The organism is uncultured Paracoccus sp., assembly GCF_945915435.1.
GTDB lineage: Bacteria > Pseudomonadota > Alphaproteobacteria > Rhodobacterales > Rhodobacteraceae > Paracoccus.
The window spans coordinates 1-24864 of sequence record NZ_CAMEFG010000011.1; the positions used below are offsets into that span (position 1 = coordinate 1).

General features: G+C 65.2%; 31 protein-coding genes. 27 read left to right on the forward strand and 4 right to left on the reverse strand.

The features are described from left to right. The 27 genes from rplX to Q0O97_RS05590 form a co-directional block, all read left to right on the forward strand. A partial coding sequence (gene rplX / locus Q0O97_RS05460) for a 50S ribosomal protein L24 (protein ID WP_294926009.1) occupies nt 1-298 on the forward strand: 298 nt, incomplete at its 5' end. Further along, complete coding sequence (rplE, locus tag Q0O97_RS05465; RefSeq protein ID WP_294926011.1) at nt 298-858, forward strand: 50S ribosomal protein L5; 561 nt, start codon at nt 298-300, stop codon at nt 856-858. The genes rplX and rplE, both read left to right, overlap by 1 nt. A gap of 18 nt (nt 859-876) precedes the next feature. Further along, complete coding sequence (rpsN, locus tag Q0O97_RS05470) at nt 877-1182, forward strand: 30S ribosomal protein S14 (protein WP_294926013.1); 306 nt, start codon at nt 877-879, stop codon at nt 1180-1182. Nucleotides 1183-1191: 9 nt separating this feature from the next. Continuing rightward, nucleotides 1192-1590 carry a 30S ribosomal protein S8 gene (gene rpsH / locus Q0O97_RS05475; protein WP_294926015.1) on the forward strand — a complete coding sequence of 133 codons (399 nt, stop codon included), beginning with the start codon at nt 1192-1194 and terminating at the stop codon, nt 1588-1590. 10 nt (nt 1591-1600) lie between these two features. Further along, nucleotides 1601-2134, forward strand: coding sequence for a 50S ribosomal protein L6 (rplF, locus tag Q0O97_RS05480; protein ID WP_294926017.1), 534 nt, complete (start codon nt 1601-1603; stop codon nt 2132-2134). 11 nt (nt 2135-2145) lie between these two features. Further along, nucleotides 2146-2505 carry a 50S ribosomal protein L18 gene (rplR, locus tag Q0O97_RS05485; protein ID WP_294926019.1) on the forward strand — a complete coding sequence of 120 codons (360 nt, stop codon included), beginning with the start codon at nt 2146-2148 and terminating at the stop codon, nt 2503-2505. A gap of 129 nt (nt 2506-2634) precedes the next feature. Then, complete coding sequence (rpsE, locus tag Q0O97_RS05490; protein ID WP_294926021.1) at nt 2635-3201, forward strand: 30S ribosomal protein S5; 567 nt, start codon at nt 2635-2637, stop codon at nt 3199-3201. 11 nt (nt 3202-3212) lie between these two features. After that, entirely contained in the window at nt 3213-3401 is a 189-nt protein-coding gene (gene rpmD, locus Q0O97_RS05495; RefSeq protein WP_294926022.1) for a 50S ribosomal protein L30, read from the forward strand. 254 nt (nt 3402-3655) lie between these two features. After that, nucleotides 3656-4144, forward strand: coding sequence for a 50S ribosomal protein L15 (gene rplO / locus Q0O97_RS05500; RefSeq protein WP_294926024.1), 489 nt, complete (start codon nt 3656-3658; stop codon nt 4142-4144). A 103-nt stretch (nt 4145-4247) separates the two neighbouring features. Beyond that, on the forward strand, nt 4248-5621 hold the full coding sequence (secY, locus tag Q0O97_RS05505; RefSeq protein ID WP_294926026.1) for a preprotein translocase subunit SecY: 1374 nt from the start codon (nt 4248-4250) through the stop codon (nt 5619-5621). Nucleotides 5622-5644: 23 nt separating this feature from the next. Further along, nucleotides 5645-6310 carry an adenylate kinase gene (locus Q0O97_RS05510; RefSeq protein WP_294926027.1) on the forward strand — a complete coding sequence of 222 codons (666 nt, stop codon included), beginning with the start codon at nt 5645-5647 and terminating at the stop codon, nt 6308-6310. 154 nt (nt 6311-6464) lie between these two features. After that, nucleotides 6465-6833 carry a 30S ribosomal protein S13 gene (gene rpsM / locus Q0O97_RS05515; protein ID WP_294926029.1) on the forward strand — a complete coding sequence of 123 codons (369 nt, stop codon included), beginning with the start codon at nt 6465-6467 and terminating at the stop codon, nt 6831-6833. A gap of 12 nt (nt 6834-6845) precedes the next feature. Continuing rightward, nucleotides 6846-7235, forward strand: a complete 390-nt coding sequence (gene rpsK, locus Q0O97_RS05520; protein WP_020951858.1) for a 30S ribosomal protein S11 — start codon at nt 6846-6848, stop codon at nt 7233-7235. Nucleotides 7236-7350: 115 nt separating this feature from the next. Then, nucleotides 7351-8367 carry a DNA-directed RNA polymerase subunit alpha gene (locus tag Q0O97_RS05525; RefSeq protein ID WP_294926033.1) on the forward strand — a complete coding sequence of 339 codons (1017 nt, stop codon included), beginning with the start codon at nt 7351-7353 and terminating at the stop codon, nt 8365-8367. Between the two features lie 112 nt (nt 8368-8479). Continuing rightward, nucleotides 8480-8899: a 50S ribosomal protein L17 gene (rplQ, locus tag Q0O97_RS05530; protein ID WP_294926035.1), complete on the forward strand. Its 420-nt coding sequence runs from the start codon at nt 8480-8482 to the stop codon at nt 8897-8899. 278 nt (nt 8900-9177) lie between these two features. Beyond that, the gene (locus Q0O97_RS05535; protein ID WP_294926037.1) at nt 9178-9789 is read left to right on the forward strand and encodes an autoinducer binding domain-containing protein; all 612 of its coding nucleotides are present in this window, start codon (nt 9178-9180) and stop codon (nt 9787-9789) included. A 57-nt stretch (nt 9790-9846) separates the two neighbouring features. Continuing rightward, complete coding sequence (locus Q0O97_RS05540; RefSeq protein ID WP_294926039.1) at nt 9847-10437, forward strand: acyl-homoserine-lactone synthase; 591 nt, start codon at nt 9847-9849, stop codon at nt 10435-10437. A gap of 62 nt (nt 10438-10499) precedes the next feature. Next, nucleotides 10500-11828, forward strand: a complete 1329-nt coding sequence (locus tag Q0O97_RS05545) for a replication-associated recombination protein A (protein ID WP_294926041.1) — start codon at nt 10500-10502, stop codon at nt 11826-11828. After that, a complete protein-coding gene (gene crcB, locus Q0O97_RS05550; RefSeq protein WP_294926043.1) occupies nt 11825-12196 on the forward strand; it encodes a fluoride efflux transporter CrcB in 372 nt (123 codons plus the stop codon). The genes Q0O97_RS05545 and crcB overlap by 4 nt, the downstream gene beginning before the upstream one ends. Next, nucleotides 12193-13239, forward strand: a complete 1047-nt coding sequence (locus Q0O97_RS05555) for an RluA family pseudouridine synthase (RefSeq protein ID WP_294926046.1) — start codon at nt 12193-12195, stop codon at nt 13237-13239. The genes crcB and Q0O97_RS05555 overlap by 4 nt, the downstream gene beginning before the upstream one ends. Then, nucleotides 13239-13898: an HAD-IA family hydrolase gene (locus Q0O97_RS05560; RefSeq protein WP_294926048.1), complete on the forward strand. Its 660-nt coding sequence runs from the start codon at nt 13239-13241 to the stop codon at nt 13896-13898. The genes Q0O97_RS05555 and Q0O97_RS05560 overlap by 1 nt, the downstream gene beginning before the upstream one ends. Beyond that, complete coding sequence (locus Q0O97_RS05565; protein ID WP_294926050.1) at nt 13891-14616, forward strand: ATP12 family protein; 726 nt, start codon at nt 13891-13893, stop codon at nt 14614-14616. The genes Q0O97_RS05560 and Q0O97_RS05565 overlap by 8 nt, the downstream gene beginning before the upstream one ends. Nucleotides 14617-14726: 110 nt before the next feature. Next, complete coding sequence (locus tag Q0O97_RS05570; protein WP_294926052.1) at nt 14727-15752, forward strand: amino acid ABC transporter substrate-binding protein; 1026 nt, start codon at nt 14727-14729, stop codon at nt 15750-15752. Between the two features lie 111 nt (nt 15753-15863). Then, on the forward strand, nt 15864-17117 hold the full coding sequence (locus Q0O97_RS05575; protein WP_294926054.1) for an ABC transporter permease subunit: 1254 nt from the start codon (nt 15864-15866) through the stop codon (nt 17115-17117). A gap of 1 nt (nt 17118) precedes the next feature. Further along, nucleotides 17119-18579, forward strand: coding sequence for an amino acid ABC transporter permease (locus tag Q0O97_RS05580; protein ID WP_294926056.1), 1461 nt, complete (start codon nt 17119-17121; stop codon nt 18577-18579). A gap of 16 nt (nt 18580-18595) precedes the next feature. Further along, nucleotides 18596-19360: an amino acid ABC transporter ATP-binding protein gene (locus tag Q0O97_RS05585; protein WP_294926058.1), complete on the forward strand. Its 765-nt coding sequence runs from the start codon at nt 18596-18598 to the stop codon at nt 19358-19360. Between the two features lie 82 nt (nt 19361-19442). Next, on the forward strand, nt 19443-20342 hold the full coding sequence (locus tag Q0O97_RS05590; protein WP_294926060.1) for a calcium-binding protein: 900 nt from the start codon (nt 19443-19445) through the stop codon (nt 20340-20342). A 54-nt stretch (nt 20343-20396) separates the two neighbouring features. Here the strand turns inward: Q0O97_RS05590 and Q0O97_RS05595 are convergent, their stop codons facing one another. From Q0O97_RS05595 to Q0O97_RS05610, 4 genes are all read right to left on the reverse strand, one after another. Beyond that, nucleotides 20397-21257 carry a D-amino-acid transaminase gene (locus Q0O97_RS05595; protein WP_294926062.1) on the reverse strand — a complete coding sequence of 287 codons (861 nt, stop codon included), beginning with the start codon at nt 21255-21257 and terminating at the stop codon, nt 20397-20399. 286 nt (nt 21258-21543) lie between these two features. Beyond that, nucleotides 21544-23097, reverse strand: a complete 1554-nt coding sequence (locus Q0O97_RS05600; RefSeq protein ID WP_294926064.1) for an ABC transporter ATP-binding protein — start codon at nt 23095-23097, stop codon at nt 21544-21546. Further along, nucleotides 23094-23906 carry an ABC transporter permease gene (locus Q0O97_RS05605; RefSeq protein WP_294926066.1) on the reverse strand — a complete coding sequence of 271 codons (813 nt, stop codon included), beginning with the start codon at nt 23904-23906 and terminating at the stop codon, nt 23094-23096. The genes Q0O97_RS05600 and Q0O97_RS05605 overlap by 4 nt, the downstream gene beginning before the upstream one ends. Further along, nucleotides 23903-24844, reverse strand: a complete 942-nt coding sequence (locus Q0O97_RS05610; protein WP_294926068.1) for an ABC transporter permease — start codon at nt 24842-24844, stop codon at nt 23903-23905. The genes Q0O97_RS05605 and Q0O97_RS05610 overlap by 4 nt, the downstream gene beginning before the upstream one ends. Between the last annotated feature and the right edge of the window lie 20 nt (nt 24845-24864).

Consider the following 24864-nt stretch of genomic DNA (forward strand, 5'->3'; position numbering starts at 1 on the left):
CAAGCTGAAAAAGGGCGACAAGGTCGTCGTGCTGGCCGGCAAGGACAAGGGCAAGGAAGGCGAAATCACCGCCGTCATGCCCAAGGTGGGCAAGGCCATCGTTGACGGCATCAATATCGCGATCCGTCACCAGCGCCAGACCCAGAACAGCCAGGGCGGCCGCCTGCCGAAGGCGATGCCGATCGACCTGTCGAACCTGGCGCTGCTGGACAAGAACGGCAAGGCCACCCGCGTCGGCTTCCGCATGGAAGGCGACCAGAAGGTGCGTTACGCCAAGACGACCGGGGATGTGATCTGATGCTGGACCAAGCAAATTACACGCCGCGCCTCAAGGCCCTGTTCCGCGAAACGATCCGGGCGGCCATGAAGGAAGAATTCGGCTACAAGAACGACATGCAGATCCCGCGTCTGGACAAGATCGTCCTGAACATGGGCATCGGCGAGGCCGTCAAGGACACCAAGAAGGTGAAACAGGGCGCCGAAGAGCTGTCCCTGATCGCCGGTCAGAAGGCTGTCATTACCAAGGCGAAGAAGTCCATCGCAGGCTTCCGCGTCCGCGAGGAAATGCCGCTTGGGGCGAAAGTCACCCTGCGCGGCGACCGGATGTATGAATTCCTCGATCGCCTGATCAACATCGCGCTGCCCCGCGTCCGCGACTTCCGCGGCGTCAAGGGCACCTCTTTCGACGGCCGCGGCAACTACGCCATGGGCCTGAAAGAGCATATCGTGTTCCCGGAAATCAACTTCGACAAGGTCGACGAAGTTCTGGGGATGGACATCATCATCTGCACCAACGCGAAGACCGACGCGGAAGCGAAAGCGCTGTTGAAGCATTTCAACATGCCGTTCAACAGCTGATCGCGGGGGAAAGAAGATATGGCTAAGAAATCCATGATCGAGCGCGAGAAGAAGCGCGAACGTCTCGTCCAGAAATACGCGGCCAAGCGCGCCGCGCTGCAAGAGATCATTCACGATCAGTCCCAGCCGATGGAAGAGCGCTTCAAGGCCAGCCTGAAACTGGCTGAACTGCCGCGCAATTCCTCGCCCACCCGCCTGCACAACCGGTGCCAACTGACCGGGCGTCCGCATGCGTATTACCGTAAACTGAAACTGTCGCGGATCATGCTGCGCGAGCTTGGCTCGTTCGGCCAGGTTCCCGGCATGGTCAAATCGAGCTGGTAAGGGGGCAATATGTCGATGAACGATCCTCTCGGCGATATGCTGACGCGCATCCGCAACGCGCAGATGCGTGGCAAATCGACCGTTCGCACGCCCGCCTCCAAGCTGCGCGCCTGGGTGCTGGATGTGCTGAAATCCGAAGGCTATATCCGCGGTTACGACGAAGTGACCGGCGCGACCGGCCATAACGAGCTGGAAATCAGCCTGAAATACTTCGATGGTCAGCCCGTTATCCGCGAGTTGGCCCGTGTCTCCAAGCCCGGCCGTCGCGTCTATGCCTCGGTCAAGCAGATCCCCCAGGTCCGCAACGGTCTTGGCGTGTCCATCGTCTCGACGCCGAAAGGCGTGATGTCGGATGCAGCGGCTCGCAACGCCAATGTTGGCGGCGAAGTCCTCTGCACCGTGTTCTAAGGAGGGCGGTATGTCTCGGATTGGTAAGAAGCCGGTCGAACTGCCCAAGGGCGTGACCGCTGAAGTCAAGGGCCAGGTGATCGAGGTGAAGGGGCCGAAGGGCACCCGCAGCTTCACTGCGACCGATGATGTCACCCTGTCGGTGGAAGGCGGCAATGTCGCCGTCGCGCCGCGCGGCATGTCCAAGCGTGCGCGCCAGCAGTGGGGCTTGACCCGCTCGATGGTCGCGAACCTTGTGACGGGCGTCAGCGAAGGCTTCAAGAAAGAGCTGGAAATCCAGGGCGTCGGTTACCGCGCCCAGATGCAGGGCAAGACCCTCAAGCTGCAACTTGGCTATTCGCACGACGTGGACTTTGAAACCCCCGAGGGTGTGACGATCACCGCGCCGAAACAGACCGAGATCGTTGTCGAAGGCATCGATCAGCAGGTCGTCGGTCAGGTGGCCGCGAACATCCGCGAGTGGCGCCGCCCCGAGCCTTACAAGGGCAAGGGCATCCGCTACAAGGGTGAGGAAGTCTTCCGCAAGGAAGGCAAGAAGAAGTAAGGGGCGCAAAAATGGCACTGAACAAGAGAGAGCTGTTCCTCAAGCGCCGCCTGCGCGTTCGGAACAAACTGCGCGCGACCTCGGATGGTCGTCCGCGCCTGTCCGTCCATCGCTCGTCGAAGAACATCAGCGTTCAAGTGATCGACGATCTGCGTGGCGTGACGCTGGCTTCGGCTTCCAGCCTGGAAAAGGACCTGGGCGTGGTCGGCAAGAACAACGTCGAGGCCGCCGCCAAGATCGGCGCCGCGATTGCCGAACGTGCGAAGAAGGCCGGTGTGGAAGACGTCGTCTTCGACCGTGGCGGCTTCCTGTTCCACGGCAAGATCAAGGCCCTGGCGGATGCCGCGCGCGAAGGCGGGCTGAAGTTCTGATGTTTGTGGGCGGCGCGCCTTGGCAACAGGGCGCGCCGTCCCGATGATCCGGGGGCCATCCGCCAGGGCGGCCCACCTGGATTGGTTTCAACGGCGCGCCGATTGCGCCAGCTTGATAAGGAATGCCTGATGGCAGAACGTGACAACCGCCGGGGCCGCCGCGAAGAACGCGACGAAAACCCCGAATTCGCCGACCGCCTGGTCGCGATCAACCGCGTGTCGAAAACCGTCAAGGGTGGTAAGCGCTTCGGCTTTGCCGCCTTGGTCGTCGTCGGCGATCAGCGTGGCCGCGTCGGCTTCGGCAAGGGCAAGGCGAAAGAAGTGCCCGAGGCGATCCGCAAGGCGACCGAGCAGGCCAAGCGCGGCCTGATCCGCGTGCCGCTGCGCGATGGCCGCACCCTGCATCACGACATCGAGGGCCGCCACGGCGCGGGCCGCGTGGTGATGCGCACCGCCGTTCCGGGGACCGGCATCATCGCCGGCGGTCCGATGCGCGCCGTGTTCGAGATGCTGGGCGTTCAGGACGTCGTGGCGAAATCGCTGGGGACGCAGAACCCCTACAACATGATCCGCGCCACGATCGACGCCCTGAAGGCCGAGGCAAGCCCGCGCAGCGTCGCGCAGCGTCGCGGCAAGAAGGTTGCCGAGATCCTGCCCGCGCCCGCAGGTGCCGCCGACAAGCCGGCTGAAGCGTAAGGAGAGTGGGAATGGCCAAAACCATCGTCGTCAAGCAGATCGGTTCGCCGATCCGCCGCCCCGCCGTCCAGCGTGAGACGCTGAAGGGCCTGGGCCTGAACAAGATGAACCGCACGCGCGAGCTGGAAGATACGCCCGCCGTTCGCGGCATGGTCAACAAGATCCCGCATCTTGTGACGATCATCGAAGAGCGCGGCTGACAGGCCGCCAGGAAAAGATGAAACGCCCCGGATTTTTCGGGGCGTTTTTTCGTGGGCTTAACCTTTCGTCAAGGTGTTGCGGCTAGCCTGGAAACAGCCGCGGGGGAAAGGATGGCAGGGGCGGCGGCGGTTGACGGCGCGCGATCCTGGGGCTAAAGACCTTCGACGCCGTTCGGGCGTTGAATCAACAGACAAGAAATGCCGCGTTCGTCCCTTTTCGCTTCACGGGACGTTTCCGGCCAAGGAGAAGCGATATGAAACTGCATGAACTTCGCGACAACGAAGGCGCCAACCGCAAGAAGAAACGCATCGGCCGCGGTCCCGGTTCGGGCAAGGGCAAGATGGGCGGTCGCGGCATCAAGGGCCAGACCTCGCGTTCGGGCGTCGCGCTGAACGGTTACGAAGGCGGCCAGATGCCGCTGTATCGGCGCCTGCCGAAGCGTGGCTTCAGCAAGCCGAATCGCCTGAAATTCGCCGTCATCAACCTGGGCCAGCTTCAGGGCTTCGTCGATGCGGGCAAGCTGGACGCCAAGGCCGAAGTGACCGAGGATGCGCTGGTCGCCTCGGGCGCCATCCGCCGCAAGCTGGACGGCGTTCGCCTGCTGGCGAAGGGCGAGGTCAAGGCCAAGCTGAACCTGACGGTCGCAGGGGCCTCGAAGGCCGCGATTGAGGCCGTCGAGAAGGCCGGCGGCAAGGTTACCCTGACCCGTCCGGTCCAGACCGAAGACGCCGCTGCGGAATAAGCTGTTGATCGGGGCGGCTCGGCCCCATAGATAGCTTGCAAGTTTTCCACGCGCCGCGGGTTTTGGGAAACCACCCGCGGCGCTGCCATGAATGGGGCAAGAAATGGCGTCAGCCGCAGAACAGATGGCCGCGAACTTCTCTTGGGGGGCGTTCACCAGGGCGACCGAACTTCGCCAGCGAATCTGGTTCACGCTCGGGCTTTTGATCATCTACCGCCTGGGAACCTATATCCCGGTTCCCGGCATCGATGGCGAAGCGCTGAGAAACTTCATGAATCAGGCGCAATCGGGGATCGGGGGCATGCTCTCGATGTTCACCGGCGGCGCGTTGGGGCGGATGGGCGTCTTTGCGCTTGGCATCATGCCCTATATCTCGGCCTCGATCATCGTGCAGTTGATGGCCTCGATGATCCCCTCGCTTGAGCAACTCAAGAAAGAGGGTGAGCAGGGCCGCAAGAAGATCAACCAATATACCCGCTACGGCACCGTCGTGCTGGCGCTGTTCCAGGCATACGGCCTTGCCCGCAGCCTCGAGGCCGGGGGGCTGGCCCATGATCCCGGCCTGTTCTTCCAGGCGTCGGTCGTCATCACGCTGGTGGGCGGCACCATGTTCCTGATGTGGCTGGGCGAACAGATCACGGCGCGCGGCATCGGCAACGGCATTTCGCTGATCATCTTCGTCGGCATCGTGGCCGAGATCCCGGCGCAGCTTGCGCAATTCCTCAGCCAGGGCCGGGTGACCGAGAATTCGGGCCTGGAAACCATCGGCGTCCTTGTCATGGTGGTCGCGGTCGTGACCTTCGTCGTCTTCATGGAGCGGGCGCTGCGCAAGATCCGCATCCAGTATCCGCGGCGCCAGGTCGGGATGAAGGTCTATGACGGCCAGTCCTCGCACCTGCCGATCAAGGTCAACCCCTCGGGCGTGATCCCGGCGATCTTCGCAAGCTCGCTGCTGTTGCTGCCGATCACGATCTCGACTTTCTCGGGCAATGAAACCGGGCCGGTGATGTCGACGATCCTTGCCTATTTCGGGCCGGGGCAGCCGCTCTACCTGCTGTTCTTCGCGGGGATGATCATTTTCTTCGCCTATTTCTATACCCACAACGTGGCCTTCAAGACCGAAGACGTCGCCGACAACCTGAAGAACCAGGGCGGTTTCGTTCCCGGCATCCGGCCCGGCATCCGCACGCAGGAATACCTGGATTACGTGGTGAACCGGGTGCTTGTGCTTGGTTCCGCCTATCTCGCGGCGGTTTGCCTGTTCCCCGAGATCGTTCGCGACCGGCTTGGCGTTCCGTTCTATTTCGGCGGCACCTCGGTCCTGATCGTGGTCAGCGTGGTCATGGATACGATCAACCAGGTGCAAAGCCATCTGCTTGCCCACCAGTATGAGGGACTGATCGAAAAGTCCCAGCTTCGCGGCAAACGCGGCAAGAACGGCACTCCGCGCCCCAAGCGCGCGCCTGCAAGACGGTGATGTGAAATAAAGAGGGAGTGAACATGGCGATCAATATCATCCTCCTCGGGCCTCCGGGTGCCGGCAAGGGAACGCAATCGCGCCGCCTGGAAGAAGAAAGGGGGCTGGTTCAGCTCTCGACCGGGGACATGCTGCGGGCCGCCCGCAGTTCCGGGACCGAGATGGGCAATCGCGTGGCCGAGATCATGGACAAGGGCCAGTTGGTCACGGATGAGATCGTCATCGGCCTGATTCGGGAACGGCTTGAAGGCAGCACCGGCGCGGGCTTCATCTTCGACGGTTTTCCGCGCACCCTGGGGCAGGCCGATGCGCTGCGCGACCTGCTGGCCGGTCTTGGCCAGAAGATCGACGCCGTGATCGAGATGCAGGTCGACGATGAGGCCCTGGTCGAGCGGATCACCGGGCGTTTCACCTGCGGAAACTGCGGCGAGGTCTATCACGACAAGACCCGCCCGACCAAGGTTGCGGGGGTCTGCGACGCCTGCGGCTCGACCGATCTGCGCCGCCGCGCCGATGACAATGAGGACAGCCTGCGGACGCGGCTGCTGGAATATTACAAGAAGACGTCGCCGCTGATCGGCTATTATTATGCGGCGGGCGTGCTGCATCCGGTCCATGGCCTGGCCGAAATCGACCAGGTGGCGGGGCAGATGGCCGGGGTTCTCGATGCTCTGCCCGGCAAGGGTTGACGGGGTGGGGGAATTCCTTTAACTCGGCTCATCTCGTATGGGAATCACCCGCCTGCGCGGGTGGCTGCTTGAGGCCCGAAGGCAAGGCTTTCGGGTCTTTGGTTGTGAAAAAGGGTTCCGGGGCTACGGAACCGCAACATGAAAAGGATAACGCGTGGCTCGTATTGCTGGCGTCAACATTCCGACGGGGAAGCGTGTCCCCATCGCACTGACCTATATCCACGGAATCGGCTCGAAATTCGCCGATCAGATCGTCGAGGCCGTCGGTATCGAACCGACCCGTCGCGTCAACGAACTGTCGGATGCCGAAGTCCTGCAAATTCGCGAATACATCGACGCCAACCTGACCGTCGAAGGTGATCTGCGCCGTGAAACGCAGATGAACATCAAGCGCATGATGGACCTGGGTTCCTATCGTGGCCTGCGCCACCGCCGCGGCCTGCCCGTGCGCGGTCAGCGGACCCACACCAACGCCCGCACCCGCAAGGGCCCGGCCAAGCCGATCGCCGGCAAGAAGAAATAAGGGGGCCGAGGAATGGCACGCGACAAGACACGCATCAAGCGCAAGGAACGCAAGAACATCGCCACCGGCGTGGCGCATGTGAACAGCTCGTTCAACAACACCAAGATCCTGATCTCGGACGTTCAGGGCAACGCGATCTCGTGGTCGTCGGCCGGCACGATGGGCTTCAAGGGTTCGCGCAAGTCGACGCCCTACGCCGCCCAGATGGCTGCGGAAGACGCGGGCCGCAAGGCGCAGGAACACGGCGTCCGCACGCTGGAGGTCGAAGTTCAGGGTCCCGGCTCGGGCCGCGAATCGGCGCTGCGTGCGCTGGCTGCGGTCGGCTTCAACATCACCGCGATCCGTGATGTCAGCCCCATCGCCCATAACGGTTGCCGCCCGCCCAAACGCCGCCGCGTCTGATCCGGGCAGAAATCCCGCGTCCCGCGTCACGACGATGCGGGGCGCTTCTACGCTTTTCACCTCGGGCGTTTCCGGCAGTCGGACATGGGCTGGAAACTGGTATGGAGGCAAACGCATGATCCACAAGAATTGGGCTGAACTGATCAAGCCGACCCAGCTTGACGTCAAGCCTGGCGCAGATGCGACCCGCGTGGCGACCGTCGTTGCCGAACCGCTTGAGCGCGGCTTCGGGCTGACCCTTGGCAACGCGCTGCGCCGCGTCCTGCTGTCGTCGCTTCAGGGGGCCGCGATCACCTCGGTCCAGATCGACAACGTTCTGCACGAGTTTTCATCCGTCGCCGGTGTGCGCGAGGATGTGACCGACATCGTTCTGAACCTGAAGGGCGTCACCCTGCGCATGGACGTCGACACGCCCAAGCGCCTGGCGCTGAACGCGAAGGGTCCGGGCGAGGTGCGCGCCGGTGACATCACCGAAACCGCCGGTATCCAGATCCTGAACCGCGATCACGTCATCTGTCACCTGGACGACGGCGCCGAATTGCACATGGAACTGACCGTCCAGAACGGCAAGGGCTATGTCGCCGCCGACAAGAACCGTCCCGAGGATGCGCCCATCGGGCTGATCCCGATCGACGCGATCTTTTCGCCGGTCAAGCGCGTCAGCTACGAAGTCACCCCCACCCGCGAGGGCCAGGTGCTGGACTATGACAAGCTGACGATGAAGGTCGAGACCGACGGCAGCATCACGCCCGAGGATGCCGTGGCCTTCGCCGCGCGCATCCTGCAAGACCAGCTTTCGGTCTTCGTCAACTTCGACGAACCCGAGCAGGCTGGCCGCCAGGATGCGGATGACGGGCTGGAATTCGACCCGCGCCTGCTGAAGAAGGTCGATGAGCTGGAACTGTCGGTCCGTTCGGCCAACTGCCTGAAGAACGACAACATCGTCTATATCGGCGACCTGATCCAGAAGACCGAGGCCGAGATGCTGCGCACCCCGAACTTCGGCCGCAAGTCCTTGAATGAGATCAAGGAAGTGCTGTCGGGCATGGGCCTGCACCTGGGCATGGATGTCGTCGACTGGCCGCCCGAGAACATCGAGGACCTGGCCAAGCGTTTCGACGACCAGTTCTGATATTTGCCGGGGGCGTCCGCGCCCCCGGCGATTCGGGTCTTGCGACCCCAAGGAGAGCGGTCCCCACGCAGGGCCGCCCGGACAAAGCAAAAGACGTCTATAGGAGAATATCATGCGTCACTCTCATGGCTATCGCCGCCTGAACCGGACCCACGAACACCGCAAGGCGATGTTCGCCAACATGGCCGGTTCGCTGATCGAACACGAACAGATCAAGACCACGCTGCCCAAGGCCAAGGAACTGCGCCCGATCATCGAAAAGCTGATCACGCTGGCCAAGCGTGGCGATCTGCACGCCCGCCGCCAGGCCGCGGCCCAGTTGAAGCAGGACCAGCATGTCGCGCGCCTGTTCGAAATCCTCGGCCCGCGCTACAAGGAACGCCAGGGCGGCTATGTCCGCGTTCTCAAGGCCGGTTTCCGCTATGGCGACATGGCGCCCATGGCGATCATCGAACTGGTCGATCGCGACACCAGCGCCAAGGGCGCCGCCGACCGCGCACGGCTTGAGGCCGAAGAGGCCGCCGGGGAATAAGCTTCCCGCCGCATGGCTGAAAAACAGGCTCCGTTGCGAATCTGCATCGGGGCCTTTTCCTTTTCGGCGCGATTACATGGCGAGTTCACCGCTTTTTCCGGGCATTCGACCGCATTCCGCCCTGTTGCGATGCGGCGAAACCCAAGGTTGCGGATAAACTGCACGGCACATCCATGAGTCTTGCCGCCAATTATGGACTTGTTAAGGATTTTGCGCATAGACTGATGCTTGCTCAGGTTACACCGGGCTGCGGCCCGCCTCAATTTGTATAAAGAGATATGTCTTCACGCGCAGAAATAAATGCAGCACTGCAAAAGCTGAGGAAGATGTGCCCGGCGGGCTACTTCATCGGCCTGCATATCCGTTTTGCTGCACCGCTCATGCAGTTCCAGACCTATTCCGCGGAATGGTCGCAACGCTATTCCGAGCGTGCCTATGCCCTGCGCGATCCCACCATTGCCTGGGGGTTTTCCACGACCGGCGCCTGCCGCTGGAGCGTGTTGCCGATACCCGATCCTTTTTCGATCCTGCAGGACGCTGCGGATCATGGCCTGACCTACGGGCTTGTCGTGTCGCACGGCCCGATGCAGTCGCGCACAATTGCCTGCTTCACCCATGACAAGCGGGAATTCACGGATGACGAGATCGAGGTGATCTCGGCCACGATAAGGCGGATTCACGACATAACCGAACCGCCCGAGAGCCTGACCAAGGCTCAAAAAGAGGCCCTCCGGTGTATTGCGGAAGGGGATCGTCATGCGGCAGCGGCTGCTAAACTTGGGATCACTGAAAGCGCCTTCAAGGCGCGGCTGATTTCGGCGCGGGAAAGGTTGATGGCCCGCACGACGGCCGAGGCGCTTCAGCGGGCCAAGGATTACCGTCTTCTGTAGGGCGGCGCCTGCGTCCGTATATACCTGAGGTTTCCCCCAAAACCCCAGGAGACAGAAATGCAAACCACCACCCTTTCCTACGCCAACCTGCACAATCACGGCCAGTTGTTCGCCAATATTTTCCGGGCACGCAAACAGAGCTTCATCATCCAGAAGAACTGGGACCTGCCCCAAACCGAAGACATGGAGTTCGACCAATACGACACGCCGCTGAGCCGGTGGGTCGCCATCCACGATTTCGACCGCGTTCTGGCGGGGGTTCGCCTGACGCCGACGACGGCGCGTTGCGGGATGTATTCCTACATGATCAAGGATGCGCAGGACGGGCTGCTTGGCGGCTCGATCCCGCAGGACCTGCTGGACGGACCGGCCCCGGTCGAGCCGGGCACCTGGGAAGCCAGCCGGCTGTTCGTGGATCACACGATTCCGCAATCGCAGCGGCGCAGCGTCCACAAGCACCTGGTTGCGGAAATGACCGCCTCGGCCCGTGCGCTTGGCGCGAGCAAGCTGGTGGCGCTGGTCGCCGCGACCTGGCCGCGCTGGCTCAAGCCCTCGGGGCTGGATGCGCAGGCGATCGGGCGGGTGATGTGGATCGACGACGGCCATTTCCAATGCGTTTCGATCAACCTGCTGCCCAAGATGCATTGATGGGCGCCGGGCACGGCAGGGGGCTTTCGCCCCGGCTGCGGGCGGCGTAACATGCCGCCCGCATGGCCGATCTTTTCGATAACGCGCCACCCGCAGCCCCTTCGGGCCGCGCCGCGCCAAGGCCGCTGGCGGATCGCATCCGACCGGCGCGGCTGTCCGATGTCATCGGTCAGGCCCGGATCCTGGGGCGCGACGGTCCCCTGGGGGCGATGCTGGCGGCGGGCAGCCTGTCCTCGCTGATCCTGTGGGGTCCGCCGGGGGTCGGCAAGACGACGATCGCCCGGCTGCTGGCGCGTGAATCGGACCGGCATTTCGTCCAGATCTCGGCCATTTTTTCGGGCGTGGCCGAGTTGCGCAAGGTGTTCGAAGCGGCGCGCATCCGCCACGACCAGGGGCAGGGAACGCTGCTTTTCGTCGATGAGATCCACCGTTTCAACAAGGCGCAGCAGGACAGTTTCCTGCCGCATATGGAGGACGGCACCATCGTGCTGGTCGGCGCCACGACCGAGAACCCCAGCTTTGAACTGAACGCCGCACTCCTGTCGCGCGCGCAGGTTCTGGTGCTGGAACGCCTGACCCTGGCCGAGCTGGAGCTGCTGGCGCAGCGCGCCGAAAAGGAACTGGGCCGTCCCTTGGCCCTGACAGCCGAGGCGCGCGATCGCCTGCTTGAGATGGCCGACGGCGACGGGCGCGCGGCGCTGAACCTGATCGAGCAGGTGATGGCCTGGAAGGTTTCGGCCAAGCTGGACCCCGATCAACTGGCCAAGCGCCTGATGCGGCGCGCGGCGAAATACGACAAGTCGGGGGACGAGCATTACAACCTGATCAGCGCCCTGCACAAATCGGTGCGCGGCAGCGACCCGGACGCCGCGCTCTACTGGTTCGCGCGGATGCTGGAGGGGGGCGAGGATCCGCGCTATCTGGCCCGCCGCATCACCCGCATGGCCGTCGAGGATATCGGGCTGGCCGATCCCGCCGCGCAGCGCCATTGCCTTGACGCATGGGCGCTTTACGAACGCCTTGGCAGCCCCGAGGGGGAACTCGCGCTGGCGCAGGCCGTGGTCTACCTGGCGCTGGCGCCCAAGTCGAACGCCACCTATGCCGCCTACAAGGCCGCGCGCGATCTGGCGCGGCAGAGCGGCAGCCAGATGCCGCCCGCCCATATCCTGAACGCCCCCACCGGGCTGATGAAGGAGCAGGGCTATGGCGCGGGCTACGCCTATGACCATGACGCCGAGGACGGATTCAGCGGACAGGATTACTTCCCTGAGGGCATGAAGCATCCCGTCCTCTACGCCCCTGTCGAGCGCGGATTCGAGCGCGAGTTGAAAAAGCGCGTCGAATGGTTCGCCGGGCTGCGCCGGAAAAGACGCGGGGAACAGGCGAAATGATCCTTGCCTTCCTGCAAGTCGCGCTTGGCGGGGCCATCGGTTCGGCGGCGCGTTACGGTGTCACGCTGGCGGCGGCGCGGATGACGGGTTTGCCGCTGGGCACGCTGGCCGTGAATGTCGCGGGGTCGTTCCTGATGGGCCTTCTGGCCGCGATCCTGGCATTGCGGGGCAATCAGCATCTTGCGCCCCTCCTGCTGACGGGGATATTGGGCGGCTTCACGACATTCTCTGCCTTCTCGCTCGACACCCTGACCTTGTGGGAGCGGGGCGAGGCCGGGCTGGCCCTTGCCTATGTCTTCGGCTCGGTCCTGCTGTCCTTGCTGGCGATCATCGCGGGTCTGGCAATCGGAAGGATTTACTTCGCATGAGCGGCGTTCAGACGATCAGGATCGGTGCGGATGACGGCGGCCAGCGCCTTGACCGCTGGCTGAAGAAGCGTTTTCCGCAACTGACGCAGGGGGCGGTTGAAAAGCTGTGCCGCACCGGCCAGTTGCGCGTCGATGGCGGGCGGGTCAAGGCCAGCACCCGGATCGAGGCGGGCCACGAACTGCGCATCCCGCCCCTGCCCGACGCGGCCCCCGCGCCTGCGCCCGCGCGCGCCAAACCCGTCAGCCAGACCGACCAGCAGATGATCCAGGCCGCCGTTCTGTGGAAGGACGACCATATCATTGCGCTGAACAAGCCGCCCGGCCTGCCCTCGCAGGGCGGCAGCGGGCAGGGGGACCGGCATGTGGACGGGCTGACCGGGGCCTTGATGTTCGGCTACAAGGACCGGCCCAAGCTGGTGCATCGGCTGGACAAGGACACCTCGGGCGTGCTGCTGCTGGCGCGCACCGACCGCGTGGCGCGCGCGCTGTCCGAGGCGTTCCGCCACCGCGCCACCCGCAAGATCTACTGGGCTGCCGTGGCAGGGGTGCCGAACCCGCGCATGGGGTCGATCAAATACGGGCTGGTCAAGGCGCCAGGCCGGGGCCGCATGGGCGAGGGGGAAAAGATGGTCTGCGTCCACCCCTCGCAGGTGCAGGCGACCGAGGGGGCCAAGCGCGCACATAGCGATTTCGCGGTGATCGAGGCGCTTGGCACGCGGGTTTCATGGGTCGGGCTGGTGCCGGTCACGGGCCGCACCCACCAGCTTCGCGCGCATATGGCGGAACTGGGCCACCCCATTGTCGGCGACGGGAAATATGGCGGCTCGGGTCAGGAAAACCTTGGCGACGGCTGGGGCGCGCAGCTTGGCGGAGAGATCAGCCGCAAGCTGCACCTGCACGCCCGCCTGATCCGGTTCGAGCATCCGATCACCAGGCGCGGGATCACCGTCACCGCGCCCTTGCCCGATCACATGCGCCGCACCTGGAAAACGCTGGGCTGGTCCGAACGGGACGCCCCACAGGACCCGTTTGAAGAGGCATGATGAAACTGGTCGTTTTCGACGTGGACGGCACGCTGGTCGATAGCCAGAGGGTGATCGTCGCCGCCATGAACGCGGGGTTCGAGCAGGCGGGCCTTGCCCCCCTTTCGCCCGCCCAGGTGCTGGCCATCGTCGGGCTTTCGCTGCCGGTCGCCGTCGCCACGCTGCTGCCGCAGGCCGCGCCCGAGGTCCATCGCCAGGTGGTCGAGGGTTACCGCGCCGCGTTCTTCCATCTGCGCCAGCAACAGGAATCGCCGCTTTACGAAGGGGCGCTGGATTGTCTCGACGCGCTGTCGGGGCGCGACGATGTGTTGCTGGCCATCGCCACCGGCAAAAGCCGCCGGGGCCTTGATGCGCTGATCGAGGCGCATGGCTGGCACCATCGTTTCATCAGCTTGCAGACCGCCGATCACCATCCCTCCAAGCCCCATCCCGCGATGCTTCTGGCCGCGCTGTCCGAGGCCGGGGTGGACGCGCCTGCCGCCGTGATGGTGGGCGATACGGAATTCGACATGCGCATGGGGGTTTCCGCCGGGGTTGCCTCTTTCGGGGTGGGCTGGGGCTATCATCCGCGCGAAAGGCTGGCGCAGGGCGGCGCGCGGATCATCGCGGCGGATTACCCCGCCCTGACCCGTCATTTGCAGGAGTGGCTGGATGAGTGAGTGGAAGGCGCGGCGGTCCTGGAAGGACGTCCTTGTCCGGGACGGCGAAGGCGGCTGGCAGGTCTGGCTGGATGCCCGCGTCCTGCGCACGCCCGGCAAGCAGGCCCTGACCCTGCCCACCCGCGCACTGGCGCAGGCCATCGCGCAGGAATGGCGCGACAGCGGCGAGGTGATCGACCCCGGCGCGATGCCGATGACGCGCTATGCCAACTCGGCCATCGAAAAGGTGCGTGTCCAGTTCGACGCGGTGGCCGACATGCTGGCCGAATACGGCGCTACGGACCTGCTGTGCTATCGCGCCGATCAGCCGCAATCGCTGGCGGAAATGCAGGCGCAGGCGTGGGATCCGCTGATCGACTGGGCCGCCACCCGGCTTGCCGCGCCCCTGCGCATCACCGAGGGCGTCATCCCCGTCGCCCAACCGCCGCAGAGCCTGCTGAACCTGCGCAGCCACCTGGCCGTGCTGGACGATTTCGGCCTGACCGCGGCGCATGACCTGATCGCGCTGCCCGGCTCGATCATCCTGGGGCTGGCGGTGCTGCACGGCAGGCTGGACGCGGCCGAGGCCCATCGCCTGTCGCGCCTGGACGAGGATTTCCAGGCCCGCCAATGGGGCCGCGACGATGAGGCCGAGGCCGCCGCCGCCACCCGTGCCCAGGCTTTGCAGGATGCTGCCCGTTTCTGGGCATTGTCGCAAGACGCTGCGGAAAGCGCATAATTCCTTGACGCTTGCGGTCAAACTCCGTCATGCTTTTTTGCAGAAACCTGCAAAAGGTTCGTAATTCGGCGATCCGCGTGGATAGGCCGTCAAAGACAGAGAGGAAGTCCATGAAAAGATCGGTATTCTTCGGAACCACGGTGGTGGCGGCGCTGTCCGCCGGGACCGTCCTGGCGGCAGAGGGCGACACCTTGCAAGAGGTGCAGTCCCGCGACGTCCTGAACTGTGGCGTCAACACGGGCCTGGTCGGTTTCGCCGCGCCCGACGCGAATGGGAACTGGACCGGCTTCGACGTGGCCTTTTGCAAGGCCGTCGCGGCGGCGGTCCTGGGTGATCCCGGCAAGGTGAACTATGTGCCCACCACCGGGCAGACGCGGTTCACGGCGCTGTCTTCGGGCGAGGTGGACCTGCTGGCGCGCAACTCGACCTGGACCTTCCAGCGCGACACCGACCTGCGGCTGGATTTCATCGGCATCAACTATTACGACGGGCAGGGCTTCATGGTCCGCAAGGATCTGGGCGTTTCCTCGGCCAAGGAACTGGACGGGGCGACGATCTGCATCCAGACCGGCACCACGACCGAGCTGAACCTGGCCGATTACTTCCGCGCCAACAACATGAACTATCAGCCGGTCAACATCGACAGCAATGCCGAGGGCGAGCAGCAATATCTGGCCGGTGCCTGCGATGCCTATACCACCGACGCATCGGGGCTGGCCGCCACCCGCGCCGCCTTTGCCGACCCGGAAAACCACATCATCCTGCCCGAGATCGTGTCCAAGGAACCGCTTGGCCCCGCCGTCCGCCACGGGGACAGCAACTGGGGCGATATCGTGCGCTGGACGCTTTACGCGCTGATCGCGGCCGAGGAATACGGCGTCACCTCGGCCAATATCGACGAATTGGCCCGGTCCTCGAACAACCCCGAGGTGCAGCGGCTTCTGGGCAGCAGCGACAGCCTTGGCGCGATGATCGGGCTGGACGACGAATGGGCCTTGCGCGCGATCAAGGCGGGCGGAAACTATGGCGAGATCTTCGCCGCCACCATCGGCGAACAGACCCCGATCGGCCTTGCGCGCGGGCTGAACGCCCAATGGACGCAGGGTGGCCTGATGTACGCGATGCCCTTCCGCTGATCGCAAGGCGAATACCGGATACGCGGCATGGCCCGCGTATCCGCCAAGGATAAGCCCGGACGCAAAGCAAGCGGCATCCAAGCCGCAGGGCCGGGCAGACAGGGGAAAATCATGGTTTCTTATCCGGGCGCGGTCGATCCGCCGTTCCGACTGTCGATGCTTGTCTACGATCGGCGCTATCGCTCGCTGACGATACAGGCGGTCGTGTTCATCCTGGTCATGCTGGTCGCGGCGTGGCTGGTCAGGAACACGGTCCACAACCTTGCCATCATGGGCAAGACCTTCAGCTTCGATTTCCTGTTCCGGCGCGCGGGCTACGACATTCCGCAGCAGTTGATCCCCTACAATTCGGACGACACGCATCTGCGGGCGACGGTGATCGGCCTGCTGAACACGTTGCAGGTGTCGATCCTGGGCTGCATCGCGGCCACCGTCATCGGCGTTCTGGTCGGGGTGCTGCGGCTGTCGTCGAACTGGTTGATCGCGCGGCTGATGACCGTCTATGTCGAGGTTTTCCGCAACGTCCCCCTGCTGCTGTGGATCCTGATCGTGCTGGCGTCCTTCAGCGAGATCCTGCCCCCGCCGAACGCCTATCGGGGCGAGGATCCCGCCGCCTCGATGCTGCTGTTCGACACCATCGCGCCGACCAACCGCTATACCGCGATCCCGTCGCTGGCGATGACGAACAATCCCGGCGTCCTGACGCTGGGGCGGCAGGGGATCAATATCGCGGTGCTGGTCTTTGCGGCGGTGCTGCTGGCCGCATTCTTCGCGCGCCGCGCCATTTCCGGCTGGGCCACGCGGGTGCAGGACGCCACGGGCCGCCGTCCCCGGACGTGGTGGGCGCAGATCGGCGTCTTCGTCGTTCCGGTGCTGGCGCTGGTCTGGTTCTTCGGGCTGCACCTGGTGCCGCCGACGCTGCGCGGGTTCAACTTCGCCGACGGGATCAACCTGGACAATTCCTTCGTCGTGTTGTGGATCGCGCTGTCCTTCTACACCGGCGCCTTCATCGCCGAGATCGTGCGCGCGGGCATCCTGTCCGTCAGCCAGGGCCAGTCCGAGGCCGCCGCCGCATTGGGTCTGCGTCCGCGCCGCGTGATGTCGCTGGTCGTGTTGCCGCAGGCGCTGCGGGTGATCATCCCGCCGCTGATCTCGCAATACCTGAACCTGACCAAGAACAGCTCGCTTGCCATCGCGGTGGGCTTCATGGACCTGCGCGGCACCCTTGGCGGCACGACGCTGAACCAGACCGGACGCGAGCTGGAATGCATGGTCCTGATGATGGGCGTCTATCTGGCGCTAAGCCTGCTGATCTCGGCGGGGATGAACCTCTACAACAGCCGCGTCAAGCTGAAGGAGCGTTGAGATGAGCGAGACCCACGCCCAGACCACCCCCTTCGTCCGCGACACGATGCTGCCGCCCGAACCCCCGCCGGCGACGCAATCGGGCGCGATCCTGTGGCTGCGCAGGAACCTGTTTTCCGGCCCGCTGAACGTGGCGCTGACGGTGCTGGGGCTGGCCATGCTGTGGGGGGTGGTCGCGGTCGTCTGGCCGTGGCTGAGCCATGCGGTCTGGAATGCGTCGAGCATATCCGAATGCCGCCAGATCGTCGCCGAGCGTCACGGCCAGGGCGCAACCGGCGCCTGTTTCGCGGTGATCCGGGAACGCTGGAACCAGTTCCTGTTCGGCTTCTATCCGCGCGCCGAATACTGGCGCCCGACGCTGGCCTTCGGGTTGCTGTTCTTCGCGCTGGGACCCGTGCTTTTTTCCGAAAGCCGCCTGCTTCGCCAGATCGTGGCTGGGGTCGCGGTGGTCGCGACCTTTGTCTGCTGCATGCTGCTGGGGGCGGGCAATACCCCGCTGGCGCTGATCGCCCTGACAATGCTGGCCTGGGCGGGTGTCAACGACACCGCGCGCAACTGGTCGCTGGGGCTGACGCTGCTTTATCCCTTCCTGGGGGTGTGGCTGCTGTGGGGCGGCAGCCTGTGGAACGAAATCGGCGTGCTGGCGGGTTTCGGCGTGGGCTTTGCCGCATGGCGGCTGGCGGCGCGCGTGGGCGTGACCGGCATGATCGGCTTTGCGGTGGCGGTCCTGGGCACGGTGCTGTGGTGGTGGTTGCTGGCCGCGCCTTTTGCGGCAATGATGCAATCGGTGCTGGCGGTGTCGCTGCCCCCGGTCGCCTCGACGCGCTTCGGGGGTTTCGTGCTGTCGATCACCATCGGCGTCGCGGCCATCACCATGTCGCTGCCGCTTGGCATCATCCTTGCGCTGGCGCGGCGGTCCGACATGCCGGTGGTCAGGATGATGGCCGTGATGTTCATCGAGTTCATCCGGGGCGTGCCGCTGATCACGCTGCTTTTCGTCGCCTCGCTGCTTCTGAACTATTTCCTGCCGCCGGGGACCAGTTTCGACATCATCCTGCGGGTCATCATCATGGTGACGCTGTTCGCCTCGGCCTATATGGCCGAGGTGATCCGGGGCGGGCTGGCCGCCCTGCCGCGCGGCCAATACGAGGCCGCCGGCGCCCTTGGGCTGGACTACTGGAAGGCGCAGCGGCTGATCGTGCTGCCCCAGGCGCTGAAGATTTCCATTCCGGGGATCGTCTCGACCTTCATCGGGGTGTTCAAGGACACGACGCTGGTGACCTTCGTGGGGCTTTTCGACCCGCTCAAGGCGATGGCCGACACGGTGCGCGCCAGCTTCGAATGGAAAGGCGCCTATTGGGAGCCTTACGTCTTTACCGGCACGATTTTCTTTGTCCTCTGCTTCAGCATGTCGCGATACTCGATGTATCTCGAACGGCGGCTGAAGCGCGACCATCGCTGAGGTGAACATGGCCCACATGAACCCGACCCAACCGGATATCGACAGCGGCTATGCGATCGAGATCTACAAGATGAACAAGTGGTTCGGCACCTTCCACGTGCTGCGCGACATCGACCTGAACGTGACGCGGGGCGAAAGGATCGTCGTCGCCGGGCCTTCGGGGTCGGGCAAGTCGACCATGATCCGCTGCATCAACCGGCTCGAGGAACACCAGACCGGCCGGATCGTCGTCGACGGGGTCGAACTGACCAACGACCTCAAGAACATCGACAAGGTGCGTTCCGACGTCGGCATGGTGTTTCAGCACTTCAACCTGTTCCCGCACCTGACCGTGCTGGAAAACTGCACGCTGGCACCCATCTGGGTGCGCAAGACCCCCAGACGCGAGGCCGAGGAGATCGCGATGCATTTCCTTGAAAAGGTCCGCATCCCCGAACAGGCGCTGAAATATCCCGGCCAGCTTTCGGGCGGCCAGCAGCAGCGGGTGGCCATCGCGCGCTCGCTTTGCATGCAGCCCAAGATCATGCTGTTCGACGAACCCACCAGCGCGCTGGACCCCGAGATGATCAAGGAGGTTCTGGACACCATGATCCAGCTTGCCGAGGACGGCATGACCATGATCTGCGTCACCCATGAGATGGGCTTTGCGCAGGCCGTGGCGCATCGCGTGATCTTCATGGACCAGGGCCAGATCGTCGAGCAGAACACGCCGACCGAGTTCTTCAACAACCCGCAGAGCGAACGCACGAAACTGTTCCTCAGCCAGATACTCGGGCACTGACCGGGGGCACTGAATCGACGGGTTGCCGCCGCCGGTGCCCCCGGTCTATCCTGCCCGCGAAATCGACACCGGAGAATGCGATATGGGTCAGATGCTGTTCGTGATGCTGGGGCTTGCCGGGCTGGCGGGGCTTGGCGCGCTGATGTCGGACAATGACGATGCGCAGCCGCCCGATCATGATGGCTTCGACATGGGCGAGCGCCAACTGGACGAAGGCACCGACGGTGACGATACCATGACCGGCACCGAGGGCGACGACGCCATCACCGGGCTGGACGGTGACGACGTGATCGACGGCGGCGCGGGCGACGACATGATCTGGGGCGGCCGGGGCAATGATACCGTCATCGCCAATCCCGGCGACGACCTGGTCTATCTGGGCGCGGATGACGACCTTTACGGTGAATACGATCCCGGCGCGGATGAGGGCAACGACACCATCATCGGCGGCAGCGGCGACGACGTGATCATCACCAACGGCGGGCGGCACGAAGTTTACGGCGACGACAATCCCGACGATGCATTCCGCCGCGACGACGGCGCCAGCGGGCATGACGAAATCTATGACAACGGCGGCGTGGTCACGGTTCACGGCGGGCGCGGTGACGACCTTATCTGGTCGCCCGACGATTCCGACCCCGACGACCGCGACGAACTTTATGGCGGCGAGGGCAACGACACGATCTATGCCGGGGGCTACGATCTGGTCGATGGCCAGGACGGCAACGATGTCTATGTGCTGCGCGCCGATGCCTCGGGTCCTGCGGAAGTGGTCTGGGGCCGGGGCGACCGTCTGGAAATCGCCCTGCCCGAAGGCTATTCGGACGACCCCGAGCTGGAGCTGGTGCAGGACGGCGAGGACGTGCGCGTCATGATCGACGGCCAGAACATCGCGCTGCTGCGCGACGTGCGCAGCGAAGACGTGCCGGGGATCGAATTCCTGACGCAGGATGAATTGCACACCCCGCCCTGGGTGGCATGATCTGCCGCCGATGGCTGCGACGGCCCCGCCCGGTCAGGCGGGGCCTTTCGCTTTCTAGATCGCCGTCTTGCGCGATTCTTCCAGATAGATCTCGCGCAGGCGGGTTGCGATGGGACCGGGCTGGCCGTTGCCGACCTGCGCGCCGTCGATCTCGACCACCGGCAGCACGAAGGCCGAGGCCGAGGTGATGAGCGCCTCATCCGCCGCCTGCGCCTCGGCAAGGGTGAAGGGGCGTTCCTCGACCTTGATCTGGGCCTCGCTGGCAAGGCGCAGCAGGGCGGTGCGGGTGATCCCGTGCAGGATGTCGTTGCTCAGATCGCGGGTGATCAGCGTGCCGTCCTTGACGATATAGGTGTTGTTCGAGGTGCCCTCGGTCACGAAGCCGTCCTCGACCAGCCAGGCGTCGTCGGCGCCCCTTGCCTTGGCCTCCATCTTCAGCAGCGAGGGATAGAGAAGCTGCACCGTCTTGATGTCGCGGCGATGCCAGCGCAGGTCGGGGGCCGAGATCACGCGCAGCCCGGTCTGCGCTTGCGGGTTCTCGGCAAGGCCGGGCTTGGCCTGCGTGAACATCACCACCGTCTGCGGCGTGCCCTCGGGCGGAAAGGCAAAGTCGCGATCGCCCGCATTGCCGCGCGTCACTTGCAGGTAGACCAGCCCGTCGGTGATCCCGTTCAATTCCAGCAGCTTGCGGTGGGCGTCCAGATAGTCCTGCTCGCTCAGCGGATTGTCCATGCCCAATTCGTTCAGCGAGCGCGTCAGCCGCCGCATGTGCCCGGCGAAGTCCAGCAGCTTGCCGTCAAGGACGCTGGTGACCTCATAGACCCCGTCGGCCATGACGAAGCCACGGTCGAAGATCGAGACCTTCGCCTCGGCCTCGGGCAGATACTGGCCGTCAAGATAGACTGTGCGGGACATCGAAAGCTCCTGTTTGCCTGACCGTGTGTTGTCTTCGGGTTTACGCCCGTGGCGCGGCGGTGCAACCGCTTTGTGCCGCCGCCACGGCCCGAATCCGGCGAAATGTGACGGTATGCGACAGTGGACCAGTTGACAGAAAGGTGATTCGTCATGCACAACTGGCCGCAAGTCGTGCAGCACTGGCTGCATTTCAGGCATTCGAGATACCGGGGTGACCGCGCGGGGAGGCGCCGTTGCCCAAAGAGGGAGGGGACAGGCCCTGCGTTCGCGCAGGGCCTGTATATTTTCAGGCCAGCCAATCGTCCGGGATCCGCGGGATCGCCGCGATCAGGTCCCGCGTCACCGGATGGGCGGGCGCGGCCATGACGTCGGGCGTCGGCCCGGTCTCGACGATGCGGCCCCTGTCCATGATCGCGATGCGGTCGGTGACCTGCCGGACGACCGACAGGTCATGGCTGATGAACAGATAGGCCAGCCCGTGATCGCGCCGCAGCCGCGCCAGCAGGTCCAGCACCTGCGCGCGCACCTGCACGTCCAGCGCGCTGACAGCCTCGTCCAGCACGATCAGCCGGGGCCGCGTGATCAGCGCACGGGCGATGGCGATGCGCTGGCGCTGGCCGCCTGAAAACTGGTGGATATGGCGGCGGGCTAGCGCGGGGTCGATGCCGACCTCGGCCAGCGCCTGCGCGACGCGGGCGCGCCAGTCGGCGGGACGCCCGGTCAGGTGGAACGGCTCGGCGACCAGCCGCTCGATCCGCCAGCGCGGGTCGAAGCTGGAAAAGGGGTCCTGGAACACCACCTGCATCTGTGCGCGCAAGCGGGGGTCGGGCCGGTCCGCCCGGACCTCGGACCCCGACAGCAGGACGCGCCCGCCCTGCAAGGGGTCCAGCCCCAGGATCGCGCGGGTCAGGGTGGATTTGCCGCAGCCCGACGGGCCGACCAGCCCAAGCGATTCGCCCCGTGCGATGGTCAGGCTGACGCCATCCACCGCGCGCAGCGGGCGGGGCAGGCGGTGTTCGCGCAGGGCATCCGTGACCTGCAACAGCGGCACGGCCTGCGGGTCCGTGTCCACGCGCGGCGGCTGGTGGCGCGAGGCGGCGAAAAGCCGGCGCGTATAGGGATGGGCGGGCGCGCGGAACAGGCGGGGCGTCGCGGCCTGCTCGACGATGCGGCCGTCCTGCATGACGGCGGTGCGATCGGCCAGCCCCGCGACCACGGCAAGGTCGTGGGTGATCAGCAACAGGCCCATGCCTTCGTCCCGCACCAGCGATTGCAGCAGGTCCAGGATGCGGGCCTGCGTGGTTACGTCCAGCGCGGTCGTCGGTTCGTCCGCGATCAGCAGATCGGGGCGCGCGGCGATGGCCATCGCGATGGCCACCCGCTGGCGCTGCCCGCCCGACAGTTGATGTGGATAAAGCCCGGCGGGAAAGCGCGGCGCGGGCAGGCCGACCCGGTCCAGCCTTTCGCGGGCGCGTTCCAGCGCGGCGCGGCGGGACAGGCCGTGGTGGATGCGCAGCGTCTCGGCCACCTGCTTGCCGATGGGGTGCAGGGGGTTGAGCGCGGTCATCGGTTCCTGGAAGATCATGCCGATGCGGCGGCCCCGGATGCGGCTTAGCTGCCGGTCGGAGAGCGCCAGCAGGTCGCGCCCCTCGAGCAGCGCCTGCCCCTGGGTCTGCGCGCCCCGCGGCAGCAGCCCCATCAGCGCCAGCGCCAGCATCGACTTGCCCGACCCGCTTTCGCCCACCAGCCCGGTGATGCCGCCGAAGGGCAGGTCCAGGTCGATGCCGTGCAGCACCGCCCGCCCCCCGATCCCGACGCCAAGCCCGCGCAGCGCGATCATGCCCGCCCCCCGGTGCGCGGGTCCAGCGCGTCGCGCAGCCCGTCGCCCAGCAGGTTCAGCCCCATCACCGTCAGCACGATGGCCAGCCCCGGCACGATGGCCACATGCGGGGCCTGCGCCACCATCGTCTGCGCATCGGCCAGCATCCGTCCCCAGCTTGGCGTGGGCGGCTGCGCGCCAAGGCCGACATAGGCCAGCCCGGCCTCGGCCAGGATGCCCAGGCTGAACTGGATCGTCGCCTGCACGATCAGCAGGTTCGCGCAGTTGGGCAGGATATGCTCGACGCTGATCCGCGCCGCGCCCTTGCCCGCCACCCGCGCCGCGCGGATATAGTCCAGCGTCCACAAGGGCATCGCCGCGCCGCGCGTGACGCGGGCGAATACGGGGATGTTGAAGATCCCGATGGCGATGATCGCGTTCAGCGCCGAAGGTCCCCGCGTCGCGGTGATCAGGATGGCGATGACAAGGCTGGGAAAGGCAAAGATCAGATCGTTGCCGCGCATGATGGCGTCGTCCAGCCACGACCCCCTGCGCGCTGCCGCGATCAGCCCCAGCGGCACGCCTGCGCCCACGCCGATCGCCACCGCGACCAGCGCCACCGCGATGGAAACCTGCGCGCCCGCCATCACCATCGACATGAGGTTGCGCCCGTAATGGTCGGTGCCCAGCCAATGCGCACCCGAGGGCGGCAGCAGCCGGTCCGCGATGGCCATCTGCGTCACGTCATGGGGCGTCCAGAACAGCGACAGCAGCGCCGCGCCGGTGGCGGTCGCGCAAAGGATCGCTCCGATGGTCAGGGTCCATCTCATGTCCGGCGCAGCCTCGGGTCCACGGCGGCATAGGCCAGGTCGACCAGGAAGGTCACCACGATCACCGCCGCGACCATCACCAGCACCGCCGATTGCACCACGACCAGGTCGCGCTGCGTGATCGCCTGAAAGATCATGCGGCCAAGGCCGGGCAGGTAGAAGACGTTCTCGATGATGATCGCGCCTGCCAGCAGAAAGGAAAACTGCATCCCCAGGATCGTCAGCACCGGGATCATGGCATTGCGCAGCGCATGGCGGCGCAGCGCCGCGCCGCGCGTCAGCCCCTTGGCGCGGGCCGAGCGGATATAGTCCTGCCCCAATGTCTCGATCAGGGCCGAGCGCAGCACCCGCGCGAGGATCGCCGCTTGCGGCAGCGCCAGCGCGACGGCGGGCAGGATCAGCGACCGGACTGCCGCCAGCGGATCGCTCCAGCCCGGAAATCCGCCCGAGGGCAGCCAGCGCAGCCGGATCGCAAAGACCAGCACCAGCAGCATGGCAAACCAGAAATTGGGCAGCGCGATACCCAGTTGCGTGACGCCCATGACGGCGGTGTCGGCGGGCCTGCCCTGCCTGCCCGCGGCAAGGATGCCGATGGGCAGCGCGACCGCCACGGCCAGCGCAAGCGCCATCAGGGCAAGGGGCAGCGAGACCTGCAGGCGTTCGCCCATCATCTGCGCGACGGGGGTCTTGTAGGTCAGGCTGGTGCCGAAATCGCCGCGCAGGATGCCCGCCAGCCAATTCGCGTAACGCAGGGGCAGGGGGTCGTCCAGCCCCATCTGGGCGCGCAGGGCGGCCAGCGTCTCGGGGCGCGCGCCGGTGCCCAGTATGTAGCTGGCCGGGTCGCCGGGGACCATCCCGACCACCAGGAAGATCAGGACCGAGGCGACCAGCAGGCTGGCCACCAGCGAGACCAGCCGGCGCAGCAGCCAGCCGCTCATGACGCGGATGCCGGGGTTGG

Coding starts and splice junctions, on each gene's coding strand:
- rplE (WP_294926011.1), top strand. CDS start 298: ATGCTGGACCAAGCAAATTACACGCCGCGCCTCAAGGCCCTGTTCCGC.
- rpsN (WP_294926013.1), top strand. CDS start 877: ATGGCTAAGAAATCCATGATCGAGCGCGAGAAGAAGCGCGAACGTCTC.
- rpsH (WP_294926015.1), top strand. CDS start 1,192: ATGTCGATGAACGATCCTCTCGGCGATATGCTGACGCGCATCCGCAAC.
- rplF (WP_294926017.1), top strand. CDS start 1,601: ATGTCTCGGATTGGTAAGAAGCCGGTCGAACTGCCCAAGGGCGTGACC.
- rplR (WP_294926019.1), top strand. CDS start 2,146: ATGGCACTGAACAAGAGAGAGCTGTTCCTCAAGCGCCGCCTGCGCGTT.
- rpsE (WP_294926021.1), top strand. CDS start 2,635: ATGGCAGAACGTGACAACCGCCGGGGCCGCCGCGAAGAACGCGACGAA.
- rpmD (WP_294926022.1), top strand. CDS start 3,213: ATGGCCAAAACCATCGTCGTCAAGCAGATCGGTTCGCCGATCCGCCGC.
- rplO (WP_294926024.1), top strand. CDS start 3,656: ATGAAACTGCATGAACTTCGCGACAACGAAGGCGCCAACCGCAAGAAG.
- secY (WP_294926026.1), top strand. CDS start 4,248: ATGGCGTCAGCCGCAGAACAGATGGCCGCGAACTTCTCTTGGGGGGCG.
- Q0O97_RS05510 (WP_294926027.1), top strand. CDS start 5,645: ATGGCGATCAATATCATCCTCCTCGGGCCTCCGGGTGCCGGCAAGGGA.
- rpsK (WP_020951858.1), top strand. CDS start 6,846: ATGGCACGCGACAAGACACGCATCAAGCGCAAGGAACGCAAGAACATC.
- Q0O97_RS05525 (WP_294926033.1), top strand. CDS start 7,351: ATGATCCACAAGAATTGGGCTGAACTGATCAAGCCGACCCAGCTTGAC.
- rplQ (WP_294926035.1), top strand. CDS start 8,480: ATGCGTCACTCTCATGGCTATCGCCGCCTGAACCGGACCCACGAACAC.
- Q0O97_RS05535 (WP_294926037.1), top strand. CDS start 9,178: ATGTCTTCACGCGCAGAAATAAATGCAGCACTGCAAAAGCTGAGGAAG.
- Q0O97_RS05540 (WP_294926039.1), top strand. CDS start 9,847: ATGCAAACCACCACCCTTTCCTACGCCAACCTGCACAATCACGGCCAG.
- Q0O97_RS05545 (WP_294926041.1), top strand. CDS start 10,500: ATGGCCGATCTTTTCGATAACGCGCCACCCGCAGCCCCTTCGGGCCGC.
- crcB (WP_294926043.1), top strand. CDS start 11,825: ATGATCCTTGCCTTCCTGCAAGTCGCGCTTGGCGGGGCCATCGGTTCG.
- Q0O97_RS05555 (WP_294926046.1), top strand. CDS start 12,193: ATGAGCGGCGTTCAGACGATCAGGATCGGTGCGGATGACGGCGGCCAG.
- Q0O97_RS05560 (WP_294926048.1), top strand. CDS start 13,239: ATGAAACTGGTCGTTTTCGACGTGGACGGCACGCTGGTCGATAGCCAG.
- Q0O97_RS05565 (WP_294926050.1), top strand. CDS start 13,891: ATGAGTGAGTGGAAGGCGCGGCGGTCCTGGAAGGACGTCCTTGTCCGG.
- Q0O97_RS05570 (WP_294926052.1), top strand. CDS start 14,727: ATGAAAAGATCGGTATTCTTCGGAACCACGGTGGTGGCGGCGCTGTCC.
- Q0O97_RS05575 (WP_294926054.1), top strand. CDS start 15,864: ATGGTTTCTTATCCGGGCGCGGTCGATCCGCCGTTCCGACTGTCGATG.
- Q0O97_RS05580 (WP_294926056.1), top strand. CDS start 17,119: ATGAGCGAGACCCACGCCCAGACCACCCCCTTCGTCCGCGACACGATG.
- Q0O97_RS05585 (WP_294926058.1), top strand. CDS start 18,596: ATGAACCCGACCCAACCGGATATCGACAGCGGCTATGCGATCGAGATC.
- Q0O97_RS05590 (WP_294926060.1), top strand. CDS start 19,443: ATGGGTCAGATGCTGTTCGTGATGCTGGGGCTTGCCGGGCTGGCGGGG.
- Q0O97_RS05595 (WP_294926062.1), bottom strand. CDS start 21,257: ATGTCCCGCACAGTCTATCTTGACGGCCAGTATCTGCCCGAGGCCGAG.
- Q0O97_RS05600 (WP_294926064.1), bottom strand. CDS start 23,097: ATGATCGCGCTGCGCGGGCTTGGCGTCGGGATCGGGGGGCGGGCGGTG.
- Q0O97_RS05605 (WP_294926066.1), bottom strand. CDS start 23,906: ATGAGATGGACCCTGACCATCGGAGCGATCCTTTGCGCGACCGCCACC.
- Q0O97_RS05610 (WP_294926068.1), bottom strand. CDS start 24,844: ATGAGCGGCTGGCTGCTGCGCCGGCTGGTCTCGCTGGTGGCCAGCCTG.